This is a genomic window from Clostridium saccharoperbutylacetonicum N1-4(HMT) (assembly GCF_000340885.1).
Taxonomy (GTDB): domain Bacteria; phylum Bacillota; class Clostridia; order Clostridiales; family Clostridiaceae; genus Clostridium; species Clostridium saccharoperbutylacetonicum.
Window position 1 is genome coordinate 2,366,228 of the sequence record NC_020291.1, and the last position, 21,598, is coordinate 2,387,825.

Below are 21,598 nucleotides of genomic sequence, written 5' to 3' on the forward strand. Positions count from 1 at the left end.
TTACTTTTCTTGAATCATGTTTTTTTTAAGAGAAAATCAAGTTGTCAGATATTGTGATTGCAACTATTACATTCTTGGGTGTTGTGTTTGTTATTCCGAAGTTTGAATTCGGAAGTAATCTAACTCAAGGTGTTGTTTTTTATTCAACCATTAAATCTAAATAATTCATATTATTGTTGGTTAATGCTTTAATTTAAAAATGAACAACTTATTAAACACCATATTATTCACAAAAATTTTACGGTGTTTTTTATATCGTAATATTTTTATTGCATTATAAAAGCAATCCGTTAATTGATTTTATTGAATCGCTTTTTTCATGCTAATTTATCTAGTCTAGGTGCGGATATTAATTGGTTTTAAGAATTTAGTCAATCTACTCAACTTACTTAGAGTAATAATAAAAGTTTAAAATTAAAGACATTGATAAAAGTGTATTTATACAATATATCAGTATAAGTACACTTTTTTTGATTGAGAATATAATAAGGCCTAAGAAAGATAAATACATTTTACATAGTATTTACGCTCCTTTTAATAGTTTTTAGATAGAAATTTTAAATTTGTCATTGAAAACGTAACACAATTTTGAAGTTGTTTAAATTGAAAAGGTTTTATACATACTATAAGATAATAACTGAAAGAACTAATGTTAAAGTATATAAATAAAATAAATGGAGGTTTTATTATGGAAACTAACAAATCGTCTCTTAAAGGAAACGTACAAAGGTTAGGTAGTTTTTTAAGTGGTATGGTATTACCTAATATTGGCGCATTTATTGCTTGGGGGTTAATTACAGCTTTATTCATTCCAACAGGGTGGATGCCAAATGAATATTTGGGCAAGCTAGTAGGGCCTATGATAACGTTCTTACTACCATTACTTATTGGGTTCACAGGTGGTAAAATGGTTTACGGACATAGAGGTGGAGTTGTTGGTGCAATAGCAACAGCAGGGGTTATAATAGGTGCTTCTATTCCGATGTTCTTAGGAGCAATGATCATGGGGCCAGTTGGTGGGTACGTAATCAAAAAATTTGATAAATTAATAGAAGATAAAGTACCAACAGGTTTTGAAATGCTAGTTAACAACTTTTCAGCTGGAATCATTGGTGGAATTGTAGCAATTTTAGCCTATACATGTATTGAACCAGTAGTTTCCACATTTTCAAATACATTGGGAAGTTTGGCTACTATAGTTACTAATTTAGGGCTTTTACCATTAATAGATATATTTATAGAACCTGCTAAGATATTATTCCTAAATAATGCAATTAATCACGGAATATTAACTCCTCTTGGAGTACAACAAGCAGCGGATGCAGGTAAATCAATATTCTTCTTACTTGAAGCAAATCCAGGACCAGGTCTTGGTATACTTTTAGCTTATTCTTTATATGGAAAAGGAAATGCAAAACAATCAGCTCCAGGAGCTATAATTATTCACTTCCTTGGAGGAATACATGAAATATACTTCCCATACATTTTAATGAAACCAATATTAATATTAGCAGCAATAGCTGGTGGAATATCTGCAGATTTAGTATTTGTGTTAACTCATGCAGGGCTTAGAGCAGCATCTTCTCCAGGAAGTATATTTGCAATATTAGCTATGACAGCAAGTGATTCATATGTAGGTGTTATAGGAGGTGTTGCAGTAGGCGCAATAGTGTCTTTCTTAGTAGGTTCATTGATTCTTAAAGCATCAAAAGATAATGCAGAAGAAGAAAACTTCGATGACGCACAAGCTAAAATAAAAGATATGAAGGCAGAAAGTAAAGGTGCAAAGGTTGAAGAAGCTAAAGTCAGCTTATCAAAAACTGATGTTAAGATGATAGTTTTTGCTTGTGATGCAGGCATGGGATCTTCTGCAATGGGAGAATCTATTCTAAAGAAAGCATTAAAAGATGCTGGAATTACTGGTATTGATGTAAAGCACTCATCAGTTGATAGTATTCCGCAGGAAGCTAATGTGATATTTACTCAAGAAAACTTAATTGAGAGAGCAAGAAGTTCAGCAAATAATGCTGCTAGCATAATTACAATTAAAAATTTCTTGGATCGTTCTAAATATGATGAATTTATAAATACATTAAAATAATACATAAGTTTATCATTGTCAAATATAAAAAATTACTAGTAATAAAGGGCAATTGGTTTAATGATTGTCCTTTATTGTAATAAGTGTAGGCTAGAGAAAAAAATGATATCTTTAAGATATTATTTTTTTAAGAATGATAGTTAAAAAAATATCAAACAATTGTGGATATATGAAGGTATTTATAAATGAGTACAAAAAAGAAAAGGTCATTAACATAGATATAAATTTATAAGAATACAAAAAATAAATTAGATGTCTTAAATTAAATACTTAATAGCACTTATCAAGAAAGGAAAGGCAAATGCTTTTCCTTTAAAAATAAAAAAGATTGATTAATATTTAACAAGCAATCTTTTAGGACTAATATAAATATTGATTATTAAAGATGAAAAGTCGGGAGTTAAATACCCATTGGCTGATTATGAACTAACCCCGGATATGGCAATAGTTGATGTTGAACTTATGATTAATATGCCAAAGAATTTAACGGCAGCTTCAGGAATAGATGCATTAATTCACGCTATAGAAGCATACGTGTCAGTACTTGCATCAGAATATACTAATGGATTAGCACTTGAAGCAATAAGGTTAATATTCAAGTATTTACCACAGGCATACGAGGAAGGCACAACTAATGTGAAGGCAAGAGAAAAAATGGCTCATGCATCAACTATAGCAGGCATGGCATTTGCTAATGCATTCTTAGGAGTATGTCACTCAATGGCTCATAAATTAGGAGCAGAACATCACATACCTCACGGTGTTGCTAATGCACTATTAATTAATGAAGTAATAAGATTTAATGCGGTGGACAATCCATTAAAACAAACAGCATATCCACAATATAAATATCCAAATGTTAAAACAAGATATGCTAGAATTGCAGATTACTTAAACTTGGGTGGAAAAACAGAAGATGAAAAATTAGAATTATTAATTAAAGCTATAGATGAATTAAAAGAAAAGTTAGATTTACCAAAAAACATTAAAGAAGCTGGAGTAACAGAAAAGAAATTCTATAGAACCTTAGATGAAATGTCAGAGCAGGCTTTTGATGATCAATGTACAGGAGCAAATCCGAGATATCCATTAATAAAGGAAATAAAGCAGATGTTTATAAATGCTTATGATGCAGCAGAATAAATAGGCGGTATTTTATATAAATAGTAGTTTGGTAAATATTAATTGATTTACAAAACTACTCTATGTAGTAGTTTTTATTTAAAAGGATGGATAGTGACTATAAGATTTTTATAACTTTAAATTTGTCATTAGAAACGTACCACAAATTTGAACTTGTTTAAATTGAAACCGTATTTAGGATGATTTAATATATAAAGTGAAGGAGGCAATATTAATTAACATTGATGTAGTTGCTTAAAAATTAATCAAGACTCAAGTTATTTTAGCAGTATGGTCTCCAAATGAATGTTGACTAAAATGATATAAAAACTTGAAATAAGTCTGTGTCAAGTTAATGATTTTGTTTCTAATGGATGCATGGAATTTTTTGTGATTGGAAAATCTATTTTTAAAGAAACTAAAAAATTACAGCCAATAATGATTCAAGCATTCATGAAAATAGAATATTACAAATATGATCAGTTTGTGAATATAAAAAATAAAAAGTAAGTCAGGTGATATATTATGAATAGTTTAACGCCGAGACAGCAATTTATATTGAACACAGTGTTAAATGAAGAAACTTTTAATATTAAGCGACTTCATAAAGATCTTGATATCAGTGAAAGAACTATTTTAAGAGAAATTTCTTCTATTAATAAAAGGTTGAAAAAAAATAGTGTGACTATATTTAATGATGAAAATATGAATTTAAGCATTTCAGGTAAAAAAGAAAATATAGAAGATATAAAGAAATCATTGGAAATAGTTCCGATTCCGTGGCTGTTTAGCAAAGAGCAAAGACAAGTAGTAATTATATGTGAATTGTTAGTTAGTAAGGAACCATTAAAGGCTTCATATTTTTCTCACAAATTTAATGTTGTAATGGGAAGCATAAGTCTAGATATAGATAGTATTGAAGAAAGGCTTATTTCTAAGAACTTATGCATTATTAGGAAGAGAAGTTATGGCATAAGTATTCAAGGATCAGAATGGAATAAAAGAAATGCATTAGTGGAATTGATTTTTGAATTTAAACCATTTGAGGATCTATTAGCATTCCTTTATGATGAAAAAGTTGATCCTATAATTAAGAATTTTTTTAATATTATTTTTGGAAGTGAAGATATTAAATTAATAAAAGATATATTAAAAGATAATGATTTAGGTTACCTTAAGGGAAATGATGTAAAGTATTTCAGTCTATTTATCCAATTATTACTATCAATAAAAAAGACAAAAAATGGAGAAAATATATATTTACCTAACCATATTAAAGAAAATATCTTATCATTAGAGGAATATAAGAAAATACAGTACTTAGGTGAATTATTACAAGAAAAAAATATACATATAACTGAAGATGAACTTGTTTATTTGTGCTTGTACTTAAGTGACTATAAATATTACATTAGTAATGAGCAATTTGTAGAATCAGACATTAATTATGAGAATATAGCTAAGGAAGTTACGGAAGAAGTATCAAAAAAAATACATGTTAATATTGCAGAGGATGGGCAATTAATAAAGGATTTGGCCCAACATTTTAGACAAACATTTTATATGTTAAATTTAGGATTAAAAGTAATAAATCCATTAATTAATGAAATAAAAGAGCATTATACAAATTTATATTCAGTTATAAAAAATACTTGTAGATTAATATTTTCTAGATATAATTTAAAAATTCCACCAGAAGAAGCGGGATATATAACCATGCATATTGCTGTTGCAATACAAAAGCAGCAAGCAATGTTAGGAAATATTAAAGTGCTTGTAATATGTCCAAGTGGTATAGGAAGCTCAAGAATCTTATGTAATAAAATAAAAGAACTTTTTAGCGAAATAGGAATTATTGATGTAGTATCACTACACGACATTAATAATACTATCGATAAAAATAATTATGATTTGATATTGTCAACAGTACCAGTAAACTTAAAGATGAAAGATAATTTAATTGTAATTTCACATTTTATGACGGAAACTGATATAGATAAGATTGGCAATTTTATATCTAATTTTAAAGTTAATAATAGAGAAGAACTAGAGCTATTTGCTGAAGCCGAAGATGATGGGGTTACAAGTAATGAATATGAATTGGCTAATACTATGGTTAAAAATTTTCAATTAAAAAAATCAAACAGTGAGTCATTTGTTGATTTGATAAATTTTATTGTAGAAGATATTCATGAAATAAATATTGGTAAAGATAAGGAAATAATAAGAAAGCTTATTTTTAAAAGAGAAGAAAAAGGGAATGTAGTTATTCCCGAAACTAGTGTAGCACTTATTCATACTAGAAGCGATGAAATAGTAAGGCCATTTGTAGGAGTATATAGGATTAACAACCCTCTTTCAATGAAAAGTGTGGGGTTTTCAGAAGAGAAGGTAGATACATTTATAGTTATGTTTGCGAGAAATGATGAAAGTAATTATATACTTAAAATTCTTGGAAAGATAAGTGCATCCTTAATAGAAAAGAAAGAATTTGTAAAGGTTTTAAAGTCAGGTAATGCTATAGAGATTAGAGATTATTTAATTAATATCATTAATAACGAGGAGGAAGATTAAATGGAAAAAGGAATATTAGCAAAAGACGGAATAGTATTAAATGTAAAATCAGAATCTAAGGATAAGGCAATAGAAAGAGTAGGTCATCTTTTAATTAGTGGCGGATATGTTAAAGATAATTATATAGAGGGAATGAAAGCTAGAGATGCAGAAGTTACAACTTATATGGGAAATGGCGTAGCAATACCTCATGGTATGAATGAATATAAAAAAGAAATACTTGAGTCAGGAATAGTTATAGCACAATATCCTGATGGAGTAGATTTTGGTGATGGGAACACAGCATATATAGTAATTGGAATAGCTGGAAAAGGTGATGAACATATGGAAATATTATCGAAAATAGCACTAACTGTTCAATACGAAGAAAATGTTGAAAGACTTAGAAATGCAAAATCTTCAGAAGAAATAATTAAAATTATAGAAGAGGGAGAGATGTAAAATGAAAGCAATTCAATTTGGTGCAGGAAATATAGGAAGAGGATTCATAGGTGCATTACTTTCCAAAGCAGGGTATAATGTAGTTTTTGCAGACGTAAATAAAGAAATAATTGATAAAATTAACGTAGATAAAAAGTATACAATACATGTTATGGATGTAGAGTGTGAAGAAATAGTAGTTGAAAACATAAGTGGAGTTATTTCAATAAATAATGAGATTTTAGAGGAGATAAAGGAAGCTGAAATTATAACAACAGCAGTGGGGCTTGTAGTTTTGCCAAGAATAGCCCCAACAATTGCTAGAGGAATAAAGCTTAGAAAAGAAGCCGGAATTAAAACTCCATTGAATATCATCGCGTGTGAAAATGCCATAAAAGCAAGCTCTCAGTTAAAGGCAGAAGTTGAGAAGTACCTAGATGAAGGAGAAATTGTTTACTTAGAAGAATTTGTTGGATTCCCAGATTGTTCAGTAGACAGAATAGTTCCACCAGTTAAAAGTGAAAATATTCTAGATGTGGTAGTTGAGAAATTCCATGAATGGAATGTTGAAGAAAAAGCTTTTAAAGGAACAATTCCAGAAATAGAAGGTATGAACTTAGCAGATAATTTAATGGCATATATAGAAAGAAAACTATTCACATTAAATACTGGTCATGCTATTACAGCATATATCGGAAATTTAAAAGGATATAACACTATAGATGAAAGTATAGCTGATGAAAAAATATATAATATTGTTAAAAAAGCTATGACAGAAAGTGGAATGGGGTTAGTAGAAAAACATAAATTTGATAAGGAAGTTCATCTTAAATACATTGATAAAATAATTGGAAGATTTAAAAATCCTTATTTAAAGGATGATGTATCAAGAGTTGGAAGGGAACCTCTTAGAAAATTAAGTGAAAATGATAGACTAATTAAGCCATTAATGACTGCTAGGGGATTCAATTTAAATGTGGACAACCTATTATTAGGAATAGGTGCAGCGCTTCATTATAAGAATGGAGAAGAACCACAAAGTACAAAATTACAAGAATTGATAGATGAAAAAGGAATAAAAGATGCTGTGGCAGAGATAGCAAATATAAATGATAATGACTTGCTAGAAAGGATAGAAAAAGCTTATACAGATATTTTAGAAGTATAAGAGCTTAAGGTGGATTTCTATCCACCTTAAATATATTGTTATATTATACATTAATGGTCAATCTTCCATAAGTATGCAAATAAGATTTATAATGGATTTTGTAATAAAAAAGTAATATTTGAATATATATAATATTATATAGACAATTGAAGATAATATGATAAAATACTCAGTAGGCATAAAAGAAAGTGTGGAGGTGAGGCTTAAGGGAAGAGTAATTTGTATGTAAAAAAAGCGCCAGGACTAAGTGGAATTTAGCTTAAAGCGAATTTTTAGCGAGTTAGTTTTTAAGAAAAAGAATTTAGATGATAGAATCTTTTTAAAGGAAACTAGACTCACATTCGTTTGCTGAGTAAGCTCAACTAATCAAATCGAAGATTTGGAGTTTCACTTATGTTGACGAGGTTGGGGAGTATCGAAACTTCGGCGGGTGCCCCACGGTATCGCACTACCGTAAACGACTGGTAAAACTGTAAAGTGATTTACAGCACAAGTTCAGTCTGGTGTTAAAACCTTTGTTTTAGTTTTAATTCCTAGGATTATTATGCCTTTTTATTTTTTGCTAGGATGGAATTAAAAGAGGATTAAAATTTAATATGTAAAGAAGAGAGGAAGAATAAATATGTGCGGAATAGTTGGATATTTTGGAGACAAGACAGCAAAAAATTTCTTAGTAGATGGATTATCAAAGTTGGAGTATAGAGGTTATGATTCAGCCGGCATTGCTGTAGTTAATGAAGGTAAGGTAAATATAGTCAAGCATAAAGGTCGTCTTGCTAATTTAACAGAGAATTTAGATGGCAATAAAGCTGAAGGCACAGTTGGTATCGGTCATACTAGATGGGCAACTCATGGCGAGCCATCAGATATTAATTCACATCCACACCAAAGTTCAAAAGGAGATATTACTGTAGTTCACAATGGAATTATAGAAAACTATCTAGAATTAAGACAATGGCTTAAAGGACAAGGATATGAATTTATATCTCAAACAGATACTGAAGTAATACCAAATTTAATTCACTATTACTATAAAGGAGATCTTTTTCAAGCAGTAGTAAAGGCAACTGAAAGATTAGAGGGAAGTTATGCTTTAGGAGTAATAAGTGGACAAGAACCAGATAAATTAGTAGCAGTAAGAAAGGATAGTCCATTAATTGTAGGCTTAGGACAAGGTGAAACATTTATTGCTTCAGATATTCCAGCAATAATAAGTTATACAAGAGATATTTATCTTTTAGAAGATAGAGAATTTGTTGTTATAACTAAGGATGGAGCTAAAATTTTAAGCGGTGATGGAACAGAAATAAAGAAAGATGTTTTCAAAGTAACTTGGAATGAGGATGCTGCTGAAAAAGGTGGGTATGATTCATTTATGCTAAAAGAAATTAATGAGCAACCAAAAGCTATTAAAGATACATTGGCTTCAAGATTATCAATGAATAATGACATTAACTTTGAAGATTTTAAATTATCTAAGGAAGATCTTGATAAAATAGATAGAATCTTTATAGTAGCTTGTGGAACTGCATATAATGCAGGGCTAATGGGAAGTGTAGCTATTGAGAAATTAGCAAAAATTCCAGTTGTAGTTGATATAGCATCGGAATTTAGATATAAAGATCCATTGGTAACTAATAAATCTCTTGTAATTACATTAAGTCAATCAGGAGAAACTGCTGATACATTAGCAGTTCTTAGAGATTGTAAGAAAGTTGGAGCTAGAACTTTGGCTATAACTAATGTTGTAGGAAGTAGTATTTCTAGAGAAGCTGACAATGTAATCTATACAATGGCAGGTCCAGAAATAGCTGTAGCTTCTACTAAAGCATATACAACACAAGTAGTTGTAATGTATTTAATGGCAATGTATTTTAGTGAATTAAGGGGATTAATGACTAAGGAATTAGATAAAGAATTAAGGGAAGCTTTATTATTAGTACCTGAAAAAGTTCAAATAATTTTAGATAAAGCAAACGAAATAGAAGAAACTGCAAATCTTTTAGCTAATGAAAAAGATGTATTTTACTTAGGAAGAGGTGCTGATTATGCATTATGTATAGAAGCATCATTAAAGCTAAAAGAAATTTCATATATCCATTCAGAAGCTTATGCTGGCGGAGAGTTGAAACATGGAACAATTGCACTAATAGAAAAAGGAACTAAAGTAATAGCTCTATTAACTCAAAGGTCACTTAGAGAAAAAATGATAAGTAATATAGTTGAGGTTAAGGCTAGAGGAGCAGAAGTAATTGGTATTGCTTATGAAAATGATGTATTAGATGAATCAATTTTCGATAAAGTAATCAGAATTCCAGAACTTTATAACTTGGTTTCACCAATAGTAGCTATAATTGCATTACAACTTTTAGCTTATTACACAGCTAAGAATAAAGGCTGCGATATAGATAAGCCAAGAAACTTAGCTAAATCAGTAACTGTTGAATAATTAGTAGGTTAAAATATTTTACTGTTGTGAGTTATAATTAATGTTGTCATATGCTATAATTAATATTGTCATAATGATTATAATTAGCATTGTCACAATTATGTATTTGCTGTAAGCAATAAAGTTTGTTTAAAAGTTGATGATATAAAATATATAAGGCATAGAGTAATAAGAACAATATTGTTATATTACTCTATGTTTTATTTTATTGCTTCATAAATTTTATTAAGGCTGTTATGTAAAAATAAAGTAATATTGTAAGTTTTAAAGTATAATGAAGATAGGGTATTTGGGAATAAATACCTTGTCTTTTTTATTGTGTGCTTTAGCGTTAAAAGACCCCCCCATGCTATGCGGGGGGTGAGCAAGTGGTTATATAGGTATTCCTTCAAGAAAGCTAGTCATTACGAATATCAGTATATACTTTATTACATGAGTCAAATAATGCATTTAGGTGTATCAAATTAAATCCCTTTGCATTATCTTGACATTTAGTATAAGTATCAGCATCTTCTGGATTATGAGATATATTAAGTTTTGAGTAATCTGCTGCTAGCAATCTATATCCATTAAATATTTTATAATTATCAAAAGAATTAGTAAATGCTGTAAATAAATATTCTAATGCTGATGGTAATATTTTCCCCCCCTCTGCTGAACGAAGGCAGAAGATGTAGTTGTCTTAGCGTCATATTTAAAATACTCAAGTAGTTCTTTATAAATGCTATTACCTCCAATGGATAATAATAAATTTATAACATATTAAAATGTCAATTTACGGTTTCGAGTAAAACCCTTGCCAGGATTTTTAACGAAAAGCTCAGTTGATTCTCCCATTTCTTTAATAATATATGTTAGCTTGTATTTTACAATTTCTGAGTACTTAATCATTGATGAGACTTCCTTAAATTTTTATATATTTAAGAGGCTGCACCGCATTTTTCTATATATTTGTCAAGTGTTTATTGTTAAAAAAGAGCAAGATATATTTTTATACCTTGCTCTTTTGAACGATATCAATGTCATTTTGTTAACTAAATGACATTGATCATTTAAGTCGTGAATTTAAGGAATATCTTGGTTTTAACATAATTCTTCTATCTTCTTTTCTATAGCTGACAGCTTATTTAAAATACGACCTTGCGTTGTGTATTTAAATTCTTCTGCAATATATATTGACAAGAAGGCTTCTCCAGTATCTTGATCTATTTGGTATAAAACTTCACTTACATATCCATATAAATTTTCCTGCTGTTGATTAAATATATGAACCTTAGAACCTTCTTTGGTTACAATATTTAAAATATCTTTTATTTCTTCTGAGTCTTGAACGACTTTAACTTGACCACCATCAGCATAACAAAATTCAACTTTCATCGTCTCACCACCTTTATACAAACTAATTATACCAAACTCAGAAAATTCATTCTAGATATATACTTAGAATTTTTAGAAATAATGAAGAAATTGTTGATTTAGATTATTGGTATAAAATATTAATTTAGTATAAACTTTTTTTTCAACGCATAATAAAACCATTAAATAAATGACTAGGAGAATTCAATTGAATCCTATGGATTTGATGCTGGCTCATCTTAATAACTAACTGTATCTGATAAGATTATGATGGATAAAAGCTTTATAGAAACCTTAGATAGTTTCAAGAAATTTATGTTAAGTAATAATGTTCCTAATTATGTTGTTCGTTATTGTGTACAGCTAAATAAGATTATTGAATATGTTCTTAGTGAGGATTACGAGGAATATAAAGAAAAATTAAAAGTTCAAATTTAAATGATATAATTTTATCTCCATTATCAAAAATAAAAAATCCTTCAAACTTGCATTCAAGAGCAATAGCAGTTTCTATTAGTTCCTGTTCTGAAAAATTATCTCGATTTAATTTATTAGTTTAATTTTGACGAGAAGTACCAATCATATCAGCTAAATATGATATAGGTATTTTTTCGTCTTAGCAGGATTTTTGTCTTTTGCCTATAGTTAATACCCTGAATATTTACATCTTTAGCTTATTTACATATGACAATATACATTGAATAGATTAACTGAAACTAATGATATTTATAAGAAATAACAGGAAGAAAAGCGTTTTTAGATTCGCAATAAATGTATAAAAGAATTAGATCAATGTTTCTATGATTATTGATATAAAGTGAAAGAAACAATAAAATCACAGATTAAGGGATACTGTGAAAAAGGTATCATTTTTTTAGATTAGGTGTTCAGAAATGAATGCCTATTTTTTATTGTATAGGAAAGTATAGAAGTTTCAAATTTTTAAAGCCAGTTATATCAACACTTGAGAGGAATGTGCTTTGTGAGAATGTGATTAAAAGAGAACGTGGCACAGCTACTTTATCATTATTTGAAAACTTTACGGAGATATTAACTGAATTATTCCGTTTAATCTTAACTAAAACATTAAAAAAGCAATATGTGATAAAAAACACTTATGTAAAATAATAGAAATAATGCCGTAAAATGGTAAACGTTTGCATTAGGGGGTTCCACCAATATTATACAATAAAATTTAAAACAATTTAAAATAATTAAAAAAATCTAAACATTTACAGGAAAAAACTGTAGAATAAGCTGAAAAATTAAGTTATATTTTATAATATTTTACAGTATAAACCATAATAGGAACGAGCTACAATGAAATTGTGATTGAGAAAATCAAACATAATAATATTAAGGCAAATTTAATGAGTGGCAGATCAATACATTTGTATATTTTTGAAATGTTATGTCGACGAGTTATACTAATATCTTTTACTATGGGCAAACCTACATACTAGTTTGACATAAAGTGAAATATCTCAAATGAATTTTATATTCTACCTGAATCTAGTTAAACTTCAAGTGCACTTTGATTAAGAAAAAATATACAGTGCATATTCGATTTGTTATTTTCTTTTATGTGCCTGATTAAATTTAGAATGGAGGTTTTAAGTTGAAAGGATTAATTTTTAACAAAAACAGAGAAATCGAAGTAAGGGAGGTTAATGAACCGCGAATTTGTTCCAAATGTGAAGTTAAAATTGAAATAAAATATTCAGGAATATGCGGAACAGATTTACAAGTTTTAAAAGGAAATTTAGAATGTAAATCAGATATTATTAGAGGTCATGAAGCAGTTGGTATAGTAACAGAAGTTGGGGTTAATGTGAAAAATGTAAAAGTTAATGATAGGGTAGTTATTGATCCTAATCAATACTGTGGGAAATGCTTTTATTGTAGAAATGATCAAACTAATTTTTGTGAAGGTGATAATGGCAAGTTAGCTGTTGCCGGAATGAATAAGGATGGATTATTTGTAAAATATTTTGTATGTGATGAAACTTTTGTATATAAAATACCAGACGATTTAAGTTTAGAAGCTGCAGTATTAGTTGAACCATTAGCTTGTGTACTTCATAATATTAAAGCTGCAAACATACAGCCAGAAGATTCTGTGCTTATTATAGGTTCTGGACCAATGGGGATGCTTTGTCAATTGATTTGTAAAAGAATAGCTGGGCTTACAGTAAGCATTGAAAAAAATGATTTTAGAAAAAGAATTTCACAAAGATTTGTAGATTATGCATATTATCCAGGAGAATTAACAACAGAAAAAGTAAAAAAAATAAATGATGGCAAAAAATTTGATGTAATTATAGATGCAGTGGGAAATCAAATGGAAATATGTGAGGCTATGATAGAAAAAGAAGGGAGAATTGTCATATTAGGAATAGATACTTCATATAATTTCAAATTTAATCCTGCTCATTATCAAAATAATGGAATAAGAATAATAGGTGCTGGAGAATATAATTTAATGTTTGAAAAAGCTATAAAATGCGCTACAAAGTTGGAAAATCTGGAAGGATTGGTGACTAAGATATACCCTATAGAAAAAAGCAAAGAAGCATTTAAAGAACTGCTATCTGGTGATATGGAATCTGTGAAAACAGTTTTTGAATTCCAGTAAAACAAATTTTAATATGAATTAAATTTAGTAATAAGCAGTTATTCAAATATAAATACTTTATTTATATTTTATTTAATCAAGATCCGTAATTTTAGGAATCGAAAGGAGAAAAATTATGAAGATAAGTAATTTAAGTAAAATAGATAAGTTTGTGAAAAGCAAAATATCTAAAGATCAATATCTAGTATGGATACCTAAAGTTTGGAATACTATATGTTTTCAAAATATATTGTGTGAAAATGAAAATGAAATTAAAGTTGATGCTTATGAATATATTTCTAATTTAATACAATTTTTAAAATCAAAAAATTATAATCTTCCAATGGATAATAATTTTGATAAGAGCTCTATTTACTGTTCACTAGTTAGATATTCTACTGCTTGGGATTATAACCATGATGGAAAATTAGAAATGGGAACCTTTTTAAAAACGATTATATTGTTACCAATGTTAAAGAATATAGGAATAGATATATTATACTTGCTTCCTATAACGGAATACAGCGAATTATATATAAAAGGGGATATTGGCGGACCGTTTGCAATAAAAAATTATTTTAAACTAGATGAAAATTTACATGATGATATGTTGGATGACATGTATGATTTCACACTTGATGATGAATTTGCATCTTTAGTAGAGGCATGTCACCTTTTAGGAATAAGGGTAGTTAATGATTTTATACCAAGGGTTACTGCGCGTAACAGTGATATAATAAAAGATCATCCAGACTGGGTGTATTGGATAAAAAAAGAATATATAAATGATTTTAAAGTGCCTAATATACCAGAGTTAGGATTTTTTGAGGAATGTACTCACGATAATTTAGAAATAATATATAAATCAGAAGAAACTAAGATTCATTTAAGTAAATTTTCTAAGTCGCCAGATAAATTAGATAGTAGTTTGTGGAAAAGATTAAAAGAACAATCTGAAAGAACAGGAGAAGATCTGTTATTGCTAGTTGAAAAGGAAATGAAAATAACAACTCCGCCTGCACACTCAGACTGGGTAAATGATGTACAGCCGATTTGGACAGATATCACATTTTTGAAAATATATATAGACGTATATCCAGAAGCTAAAAAATTTTTAAGTGAGAATCAAGCACCTTATGTCATGTTTGATACTATAAAAGCTAATAGGTTTCCTGGAAGAGAGCCTAATTATGGTTTATGGCGACTTTTTGAAGATGTTTTACGCCATAATATCACTAAATATGATATAGATGGGATAAGAGTAGATATAGGACACACTTTACCTCAAAAGCTATTAAATCATTTATTTAATGTTGTAAAAGAGATAAAACCTAATGCAATATTTATGAGTGAAGATTTATTTAATAGAAATCATGAAAGAGCTTATGAAAGTGGATACAATATAATGTTGGGAAGTGAATGGTTAGAAGTGTCAAGGATAAGTAAAGATAATCTAATTAATTTCTTAACAGAATTACGGGACATGAAGATTAAAGTATTTGGATGTGCTGAAACTGCTGATACTCCAAGAATTGTAACTAGAAATGGTGGAATTCAATTAGCTCGTTCAATTGCAGTATTTAATATGTTTATACCCAATGTAGTTCCTTTTATAACTACAGGTGGAGAAGTAAATGAGGATGAACCTATAAATTGTGGGTTAGCAGATAATACAAATGGAGCAGAAATACCAAGAGCATTTTTTAATAAAATGAAGATTGAATGGACTAATAAAAATGCTCAAGCAATGCTTCAGTTATTGAAGGACTTAAAAGAGTGTAAAAGTGAATATTTATCTCTATTAAATTCCGAATATTTTGAAATTTTAAGTTCCTCAAGTGAAGTAATTATATATGCTTATAAGAATGGAAGGAAAGCTCTTGTATTATTATTTAACTTAAATATGAATAATGAAAAAAAAATAATACTAAATGAGTCAATTAACTTTATAGAAAATCCTAAAATTGTTATAAACAGTGTAGAAAATGATCAAAGAAGAGTATTAAATAATGAATCTGATATGCTAAAACCTGGACAAGCTATTGTTTTAGTTGGTAATTGTAAAATCAATTAAAAGTATTTGAATTGAAAAACTGAAAATATTATATGATATGTGGAGGAATGAATAATGAGCATTGTAGATAAAAATGAAGTAATAATATGGCATGAATTTGATGGAAAGGCAGATACAACATTACGTTTATTAGAAGATATAACTAGAGAAGTAAGCGAAAGAACAAACGTAAATTTTAAACTTAAAATGATGAATATAGTAGATTTTATAAAAGGGCTCAGTGCCATTCATAAAACAAAAAATGGTCCACATATGGCATTTATACCATCAGATTTAACTGTATTTGCAGAGAAAGGATTATTTTCAGAGGTGCCAGAATTGCTATTTAATGGATATGCTGATAAGAAAATATATGAAACAATGAGCTATAAAGGGAAACAATATGGTGTACCTATATTAGGTGGAAATAATGAAGTTATATATTATAACAAGAAGATATTAAAAGATATTCCAAAGGATTTTGAAGATTTAAGAAAAATGAAGGCTGGCTTTGAAGAAAAGGGAATTATTCCAATAGCTGTTGATATGGAAATACCTTATTGGTTTATACCATTTTTATCAGCTTTTGGTGGATGGCCAATTAAAGATAAAAATTTAGAATTAGATTATGAAGCCTTAAAAGAAACATTTTCATTTTTAAGAGAACAAATACAAGAAGGCATAATTGTTCATTATAAGGCAACTGATGCTATGTTAAGTAATTTTATTGATGGAAAGATAGCATGCATGATGAATGGAGAATGGGTATATAATTATTTACTTGAAGAATGTGAAGATATATTAGGTGTATGTTTAATACCAACTATAAGGGGCAAGCAAGCAAAGGTAACTACCTCAACTATAGGATGGGTATTTCCTTGTGATTCATTGGAATCAGAATATAAAAAACCTATAATGGAACTTGTAAAATACATGATGAGTGATGAGTGTCAACTAAGGCTATTAAATGGAGTAAATAGAATACCTGTTAATAAAAAAATAATTGAAGAAGTTAAACAAAATGGATCTGAAACTAAAAAAGGTATTTTAGAACAACTTAATTTTAGTGAAACAATTCCAGTAAACTTTAAAATGAGAGAAATATGGGATGATATAGAAAATGGATTGAAAATGTTAAAGAATAATTCAATTTCAATAGATGACATAGTAAAAACTGTAATGTATAAAAAATAATTTAAGGCATCTGTAATAATAATTAATATTTCTTAGGAGGTACACAACACGGGAATAATAAGAAGAAGGATGTGTAAATATGAAAGTAACACTTTTTAGTCAAGTATCAATAGATGGAAAACTAACATTAGGAGCAGGGAGTTCTAGTAAAGATTTATTTACTCTTTTAGATGATAATGATAAAAAATTTATTCATGAGTTTAGAGGAAAAGTTAATGGTATAATGGTTGGTAAAAAAACTATAGATACAGATAATCCATTTTTGACTAATAGATATCAAGAAAATAGAAATCCAATAAGAATAGTTCCAACAAGTAAAATGGATTTAGATTTTTCTTCAAATATTTTTACTGATAACGAAAAGACAATAGTGGTAACAACAGAGGATGGAAAGGATGACGAAAAAATAGATTATATAAAAAGTATAGGTAAAGAATGTTTAGTTTTTGGAAAAGACAAAGTAGATTTTACAAATTTATTTAAACATTTAGAAAAGGAATTTAATATAAAAAGTATAATGCTCGAAGGAGGTGGATATTTAAATTGGACACTTTTTGAAGAAAATCTAGTAGATGAAATAATACTTATGCAATTACCAGTAATAATAGGTGGATATGACAATGTTTCACTAGTAGATGGGGAAGGATTCAAAGATATAGAGTCATTAAAGAAATTTGAATTTTTAGAGTGTAAACCAAGAAAAAATTACAGTATGCTAAGATTTAAAAGAAAAAAGCAGCTAGCAAAATTTGTGATTTAAAGTATAAGATTATCTAGTAACATAATATACGGAATCAAGGAGGTAAAATTGAATAAACAATGTACTAAGGCAGTTATATTTGATATGGATGGAGTTCTTGTTGATAGTGAACCTATGTATTTTGAAATAGAAAGATATTTATTTTCATACTTCAAAGTAAATGTGTCTAAAGAGCAACATGAAGCTTTGGTTGGTACTAGCTTGGAAAATATGTGGGAAAAGCTTATAAAAGATAATAATTTAAAACAGAGCAAGGAGAAGATTGTGGATTATCATAAAAAATATGTTATAAAACATGTGGAAGGCTTACGTGAACTCTTGCCAACAAAAAATATAAAAGAGCTTTTAGAAGATTTAAAAGAAAAAGATATAAAAATTGGATTAGCTTCATCATCACCAAAAGATTTAATAAATATAATTTTAAATAAGTTAAATATAAAAAAATTTTTTCAAATTATTGTTAGTGGAGATGAGGTTGAAAAAAGTAAACCTCATCCAGAAATATTTATAAAAGTTGCACAACTTTTAAATGTAGCACCAAATGAATGTGTTGTAATAGAGGATTCATCAAATGGAGTAAATGCAGCTGTTGCCGCGGGCATGAAGTGTATTGGATTTTCAAATCCCCATTCAGGAAAGCAAAACTTGGAGAATGCAGATATTATAATAAATGAATTCCCTAATATAAGTTCATATCTAGACATTTAGCGTATAAATTTATTTTGTTTCGGTATCGATACCAAGAATTATTAAGGAGAAGGTGTTAATAATGAATCTTGAAATAGATGATAAACTTAAAGAAGAATGCGGAGTTTTTGGAGCCATAGATTTCAGTAAAGAGTTAAATTGTAGTGAGTTAACTTATTATGGATTATATTCACTACAACATAGAGGTCAGCAAAGCTGTGGAATAGCAGTACACCTACAAGACAAAATAAAATATCACAAAGAGTTAGGCACTGTAAGTGAAGTATTTAATGAAGATTTGCTTAATGATTTGAAAGGAAATTTATCTATAGGTCATGTTAGATATGCAACGAATGGACAAAATTCAAGTATAAATGCACAACCTTTTATAATTGCTAACGAAGAAAAAAAATTAGCAATTGCTCATAATGGACATATTTTAAATACAAATGCTTTGAAAAGTCAATTGACTAAGTATAAATTAAATTCATCAATAGATTCAGAAGTGCTAGGATATTTGATATTAAAGGAACAAGAGAAGGGCATATCAATAGAAAATAGTATATTAAATATGATGGATAATGTAAAAGGAGCATATTCTTTGATTATAATGACGAAAGATAAACTTATAGGAGTAAGAGATCCTTTAGGGATGCGACCTCTATGTATTGGTAAATTAAATAATTCATATATTATAGCATCGGAAAGTTGTGCTTTAGATTCTATAGGTGCTGAATTTATAAGAGATGTAGAGCAAGGTGAAGTGGTTACTATAGATAAGGAAGGAATAAGAAGCATAAAAAAACAAGTGAAAGAACAAAAAAAGCTTTGTGTATTTGAATTTATCTATTTCGCAAGAGAAGATAGTAAAATAGATGGAATCAGCGTTTATAAAGCAAGAGAAGCCATAGGAAGGGAACTAGCAAAATTATATAATATTGATGCCGATCTGGTTGTAGGTGTACCTGATTCTGGAATACCAGCGGCACTCTCATATGCTAAGGAAAGTGGAGTTCCATATGGACAAGGCTTTGTAAAAAATAAATATATTGGCAGAACATTTATACAATCTACTCAAAGTGAAAGAATAATGTCTGTTAAAATTAAGTTAAATCCAATAGAGGAAAATATAAAAGGAAAAAGATTAATACTAATAGATGATTCATTAGTTAGGGGTACAACATTAAAATGTATAGTTAAACAATTGAAAGGAGCTGGAGCAAAAGAAGTACATGTTATAATTGCAGCTCCACCTATAAAATTTTCATGTTTTTATGGAGTAGCAACATCAAATAACAAAGAATTAATAGCCTATAATAAGTCTATAGATGATATAAAAAAATATATATCAGCAGACTCATTAAATTTCATGAGCATTGAAAATTTATTAAAGTCTGTTAGAAAACAGAATAATAAATGTGAATTTTGTACAGCATGTTTTAATGGAGATTATCCATATTTAAAGGAAGTACAAATTAATTTAGCCAAAAAACTAAGTAATTTTTAGCTTGCTTACATATTAAGAAGAAAGTTAATTATAAAAAAGAGTAACACTATATGTGTTACTCGCAAATAAGATGGAAATGAGGAAGAAACATGATTGAAAAATTTTTTAAAAAGAGCCCATATTTAAGCGCGATGTTAGCAATAGCAATACCGGTGTCCATTCAAAGCTTGTTTCAGGCTTCTTTAAGTGTTATTGACCAAGCTATGGTAGGACAACTGGGAGAAAATGCAATTGCAGCTGTTGGGTTAGGATCGAGATTTCCTAATATTTTTATTATAACTTTGAATGCAATTGGTGCTTCAACCTCTATTATGGTATCTCAATTTTGGGGTAAAAAAGACAAAGAAAATATAGCACGCTCATTTGGTGGGAATTTATTTATTGGACTTCTTATAACTTTAATATTTTCTCTACTTTCGTTTGGATTTCCAAATCAAGTATTAAGCTGGTATACAAAAGATGCCAAAGTAATTGAATTAGGAAGTGAATATCTTAAGACTATTGCAGTTGGATATATACCAATACTTTTAATAACTATGTATTCATCGATTTTAAGAAGTACAGAACATGTTAAACTACCTATGTTTGCAGGAATATTTGGTATTCTAATGAACACTTTATTAAATTATATTCTTATATTTGGTAAGTTTGGATTTGGAGCAATGGGATTACAAGGTACGGCTTATGCTACAACTATAACTAGACTTTTAGAAGCTTTAATTCTTTTTACATGCATATATGCAAAAAAATATCCAGGAGCATTTAAAATAAAGGAAATATTTAACTTATCAGCTGAGTTTATTAAGAAAATTATAATTATATCTACTCCAATACTAATAAATGAATTTTTATGGGCAGTAGGGGAAACAATGTATTCTATTGTATATGGGAGAATGGGAACAGATGAAGTTGCAGCAATGACATTAACATTTCCAATACAAAGTTTAAGCATTGGTTTATTTTCAGGTGTTAGCGTTGCAGCTGGGATTATGATAGGAAATAAACTTGGTAAGAATGAAAATGAAGAGGCTTTTAAATATTCAAGAAAGTTTATTAAATTAGGTATTGTAGGTGCAGCAATATTTGGAATTGTGTTAATTATGTTATCAAAATTATATGTAGTTATATTTAATATCTCTAATGATTTAAAGGATTGTACAATCAAGATATTAATTATGTTTGCATTAGTATTATGGATTAAAGTTTCAAATATGATAATAGGAGGTGGAATTTTAAGAAGTGGTGGACAAACTAAGTATACATTATATTTAGATATGTTTGGAACATGGGGAATAGGAGTTCCATTTGGATTTATTTCAGCATTTATTTTCAAGCTTCCTATTGAATGGGTTTATTTGATAATTTCTAGTGAGGAACTAGCTAGATTAATTATTGGACTTAAATTGATGTATTCAAAAAAATGGATGGCAAATATTACTGAAAACAATACAGGAGAATGTAGTATAAATAAATAGCTATAACATATATTGAAATATTAAACAGACAAGCGAAAAATCAAGAGAATAAAAAGATTCCTGATTTTTTTAGTCAATAAATAGTTTTAAATAAATATTGCGTATATGAAAATATAAT

At 28.5% G+C, this 21,598-nt stretch carries 15 protein-coding genes and 1 pseudogene; 14 read left to right on the forward strand and 2 right to left on the reverse strand.

Translation table 11 applies throughout. From position 1 onward, the window contains the following. Positions 1 to 688: 688 nt before the first annotated feature. From CSPA_RS10505 to glmS, 6 genes and pseudogenes are all read left to right on the forward strand, one after another. Positions 689 to 2,101 (forward strand): PTS mannitol transporter subunit IIBC, encoded by a 1,413-nt coding sequence (locus tag CSPA_RS10505; protein WP_015392234.1) that lies wholly within the window; start codon positions 689 to 691, stop codon positions 2,099 to 2,101. Positions 2,102 to 2,476: 375 nt separating this feature from the next. Then, positions 2,477 to 3,244: pseudogene (locus CSPA_RS10510) on the forward strand (bifunctional acetaldehyde-CoA/alcohol dehydrogenase); the annotation flags it as partial. Positions 3,245 to 3,748: 504 nt separating this feature from the next. Further along, positions 3,749 to 5,797, forward strand: coding sequence for a BglG family transcription antiterminator (locus CSPA_RS10515; RefSeq protein WP_015392236.1), 2,049 nt, complete (start codon positions 3,749 to 3,751; stop codon positions 5,795 to 5,797). Beyond that, the gene (locus tag CSPA_RS10520; protein ID WP_015392237.1) at positions 5,798 to 6,238 is read left to right on the forward strand and encodes a PTS mannitol transporter subunit IIA; all 441 of its coding nucleotides are present in this window, start codon (positions 5,798 to 5,800) and stop codon (positions 6,236 to 6,238) included. 1 nt (position 6,239) lies between these two features. Continuing rightward, the gene (locus CSPA_RS10525; protein WP_015392238.1) at positions 6,240 to 7,385 is read left to right on the forward strand and encodes a mannitol-1-phosphate 5-dehydrogenase; all 1,146 of its coding nucleotides are present in this window, start codon (positions 6,240 to 6,242) and stop codon (positions 7,383 to 7,385) included. 622 nt (positions 7,386 to 8,007) lie between these two features. Next, positions 8,008 to 9,834, forward strand: coding sequence for a glutamine--fructose-6-phosphate transaminase (isomerizing) (glmS, locus tag CSPA_RS10530; protein WP_015392239.1), 1,827 nt, complete (start codon positions 8,008 to 8,010; stop codon positions 9,832 to 9,834). A gap of 397 nt (positions 9,835 to 10,231) precedes the next feature. On the opposite strand, the gene CSPA_RS30070 is transcribed toward glmS, so the two are convergent. Continuing rightward, complete coding sequence (locus CSPA_RS30070; protein ID WP_015392240.1) at positions 10,232 to 10,393, reverse strand: hypothetical protein; 162 nt, start codon at positions 10,391 to 10,393, stop codon at positions 10,232 to 10,234. Positions 10,394 to 10,917: 524 nt separating this feature from the next. Beyond that, a complete protein-coding gene (locus tag CSPA_RS10535) occupies positions 10,918 to 11,211 on the reverse strand; it encodes a hypothetical protein (protein ID WP_015392242.1) in 294 nt (97 codons plus the stop codon). A gap of 246 nt (positions 11,212 to 11,457) precedes the next feature. On the opposite strand from CSPA_RS10535, the gene CSPA_RS29740 reads away from it, so the two are divergent. The 8 genes from CSPA_RS29740 to CSPA_RS10575 all read left to right on the forward strand — a co-directional run bounded on the left by CSPA_RS29740 (position 11,458) and on the right by CSPA_RS10575 (position 21,480). Continuing rightward, positions 11,458 to 11,628 (forward strand): hypothetical protein, encoded by a 171-nt coding sequence (locus CSPA_RS29740; RefSeq protein ID WP_157228417.1) that lies wholly within the window; start codon positions 11,458 to 11,460, stop codon positions 11,626 to 11,628. Positions 11,629 to 12,808: 1,180 nt separating this feature from the next. Then, positions 12,809 to 13,825 carry a zinc-dependent alcohol dehydrogenase gene (locus tag CSPA_RS10545; RefSeq protein ID WP_015392244.1) on the forward strand — a complete coding sequence of 339 codons (1,017 nt, stop codon included), beginning with the start codon at positions 12,809 to 12,811 and terminating at the stop codon, positions 13,823 to 13,825. Positions 13,826 to 13,940: 115 nt separating this feature from the next. After that, a complete protein-coding gene (locus CSPA_RS10550) occupies positions 13,941 to 15,878 on the forward strand; it encodes an alpha-amylase family protein (RefSeq protein WP_015392245.1) in 1,938 nt (645 codons plus the stop codon). A gap of 54 nt (positions 15,879 to 15,932) precedes the next feature. Then, on the forward strand, positions 15,933 to 17,051 hold the full coding sequence (locus tag CSPA_RS10555) for a sugar ABC transporter substrate-binding protein (RefSeq protein ID WP_015392246.1): 1,119 nt from the start codon (positions 15,933 to 15,935) through the stop codon (positions 17,049 to 17,051). Between the two features lie 79 nt (positions 17,052 to 17,130). Then, positions 17,131 to 17,811 (forward strand): dihydrofolate reductase family protein, encoded by a 681-nt coding sequence (locus tag CSPA_RS10560; RefSeq protein WP_015392247.1) that lies wholly within the window; start codon positions 17,131 to 17,133, stop codon positions 17,809 to 17,811. Between the two features lie 48 nt (positions 17,812 to 17,859). Continuing rightward, positions 17,860 to 18,519, forward strand: a complete 660-nt coding sequence (locus CSPA_RS10565; protein WP_015392248.1) for an HAD family hydrolase — start codon at positions 17,860 to 17,862, stop codon at positions 18,517 to 18,519. A 61-nt stretch (positions 18,520 to 18,580) separates the two neighbouring features. Continuing rightward, on the forward strand, positions 18,581 to 20,005 hold the full coding sequence (purF, locus tag CSPA_RS10570; protein WP_015392249.1) for an amidophosphoribosyltransferase: 1,425 nt from the start codon (positions 18,581 to 18,583) through the stop codon (positions 20,003 to 20,005). An 89-nt stretch (positions 20,006 to 20,094) separates the two neighbouring features. Beyond that, on the forward strand, positions 20,095 to 21,480 hold the full coding sequence (locus CSPA_RS10575) for an MATE family efflux transporter (RefSeq protein ID WP_015392250.1): 1,386 nt from the start codon (positions 20,095 to 20,097) through the stop codon (positions 21,478 to 21,480). Positions 21,481 to 21,598: the final 118 nt, after the last annotated feature.

Excerpts from the sequence above, each read along its gene's own strand:
- purF (WP_015392249.1), top strand. The coding sequence starts at position 18,581 with ATGAATCTTGAAATAGATGATAAACTTAAAGAAGAATGCGGAGTTTTT.
- CSPA_RS10535 (WP_015392242.1), bottom strand. The coding sequence starts at position 11,211 with ATGAAAGTTGAATTTTGTTATGCTGATGGTGGTCAAGTTAAAGTCGTT.
- CSPA_RS29740 (WP_157228417.1), top strand. The coding sequence starts at position 11,458 with ATGATGGATAAAAGCTTTATAGAAACCTTAGATAGTTTCAAGAAATTT.
- CSPA_RS10560 (WP_015392247.1), top strand. The coding sequence starts at position 17,131 with ATGAAAGTAACACTTTTTAGTCAAGTATCAATAGATGGAAAACTAACA.
- glmS (WP_015392239.1), top strand. The coding sequence starts at position 8,008 with ATGTGCGGAATAGTTGGATATTTTGGAGACAAGACAGCAAAAAATTTC.
- CSPA_RS10520 (WP_015392237.1), top strand. The coding sequence starts at position 5,798 with ATGGAAAAAGGAATATTAGCAAAAGACGGAATAGTATTAAATGTAAAA.
- CSPA_RS10575 (WP_015392250.1), top strand. The coding sequence starts at position 20,095 with ATGATTGAAAAATTTTTTAAAAAGAGCCCATATTTAAGCGCGATGTTA.
- CSPA_RS10525 (WP_015392238.1), top strand. The coding sequence starts at position 6,240 with ATGAAAGCAATTCAATTTGGTGCAGGAAATATAGGAAGAGGATTCATA.
- CSPA_RS10550 (WP_015392245.1), top strand. The coding sequence starts at position 13,941 with ATGAAGATAAGTAATTTAAGTAAAATAGATAAGTTTGTGAAAAGCAAA.
- CSPA_RS10515 (WP_015392236.1), top strand. The coding sequence starts at position 3,749 with ATGAATAGTTTAACGCCGAGACAGCAATTTATATTGAACACAGTGTTA.
- CSPA_RS10505 (WP_015392234.1), top strand. The coding sequence starts at position 689 with ATGGAAACTAACAAATCGTCTCTTAAAGGAAACGTACAAAGGTTAGGT.
- CSPA_RS10555 (WP_015392246.1), top strand. The coding sequence starts at position 15,933 with ATGAGCATTGTAGATAAAAATGAAGTAATAATATGGCATGAATTTGAT.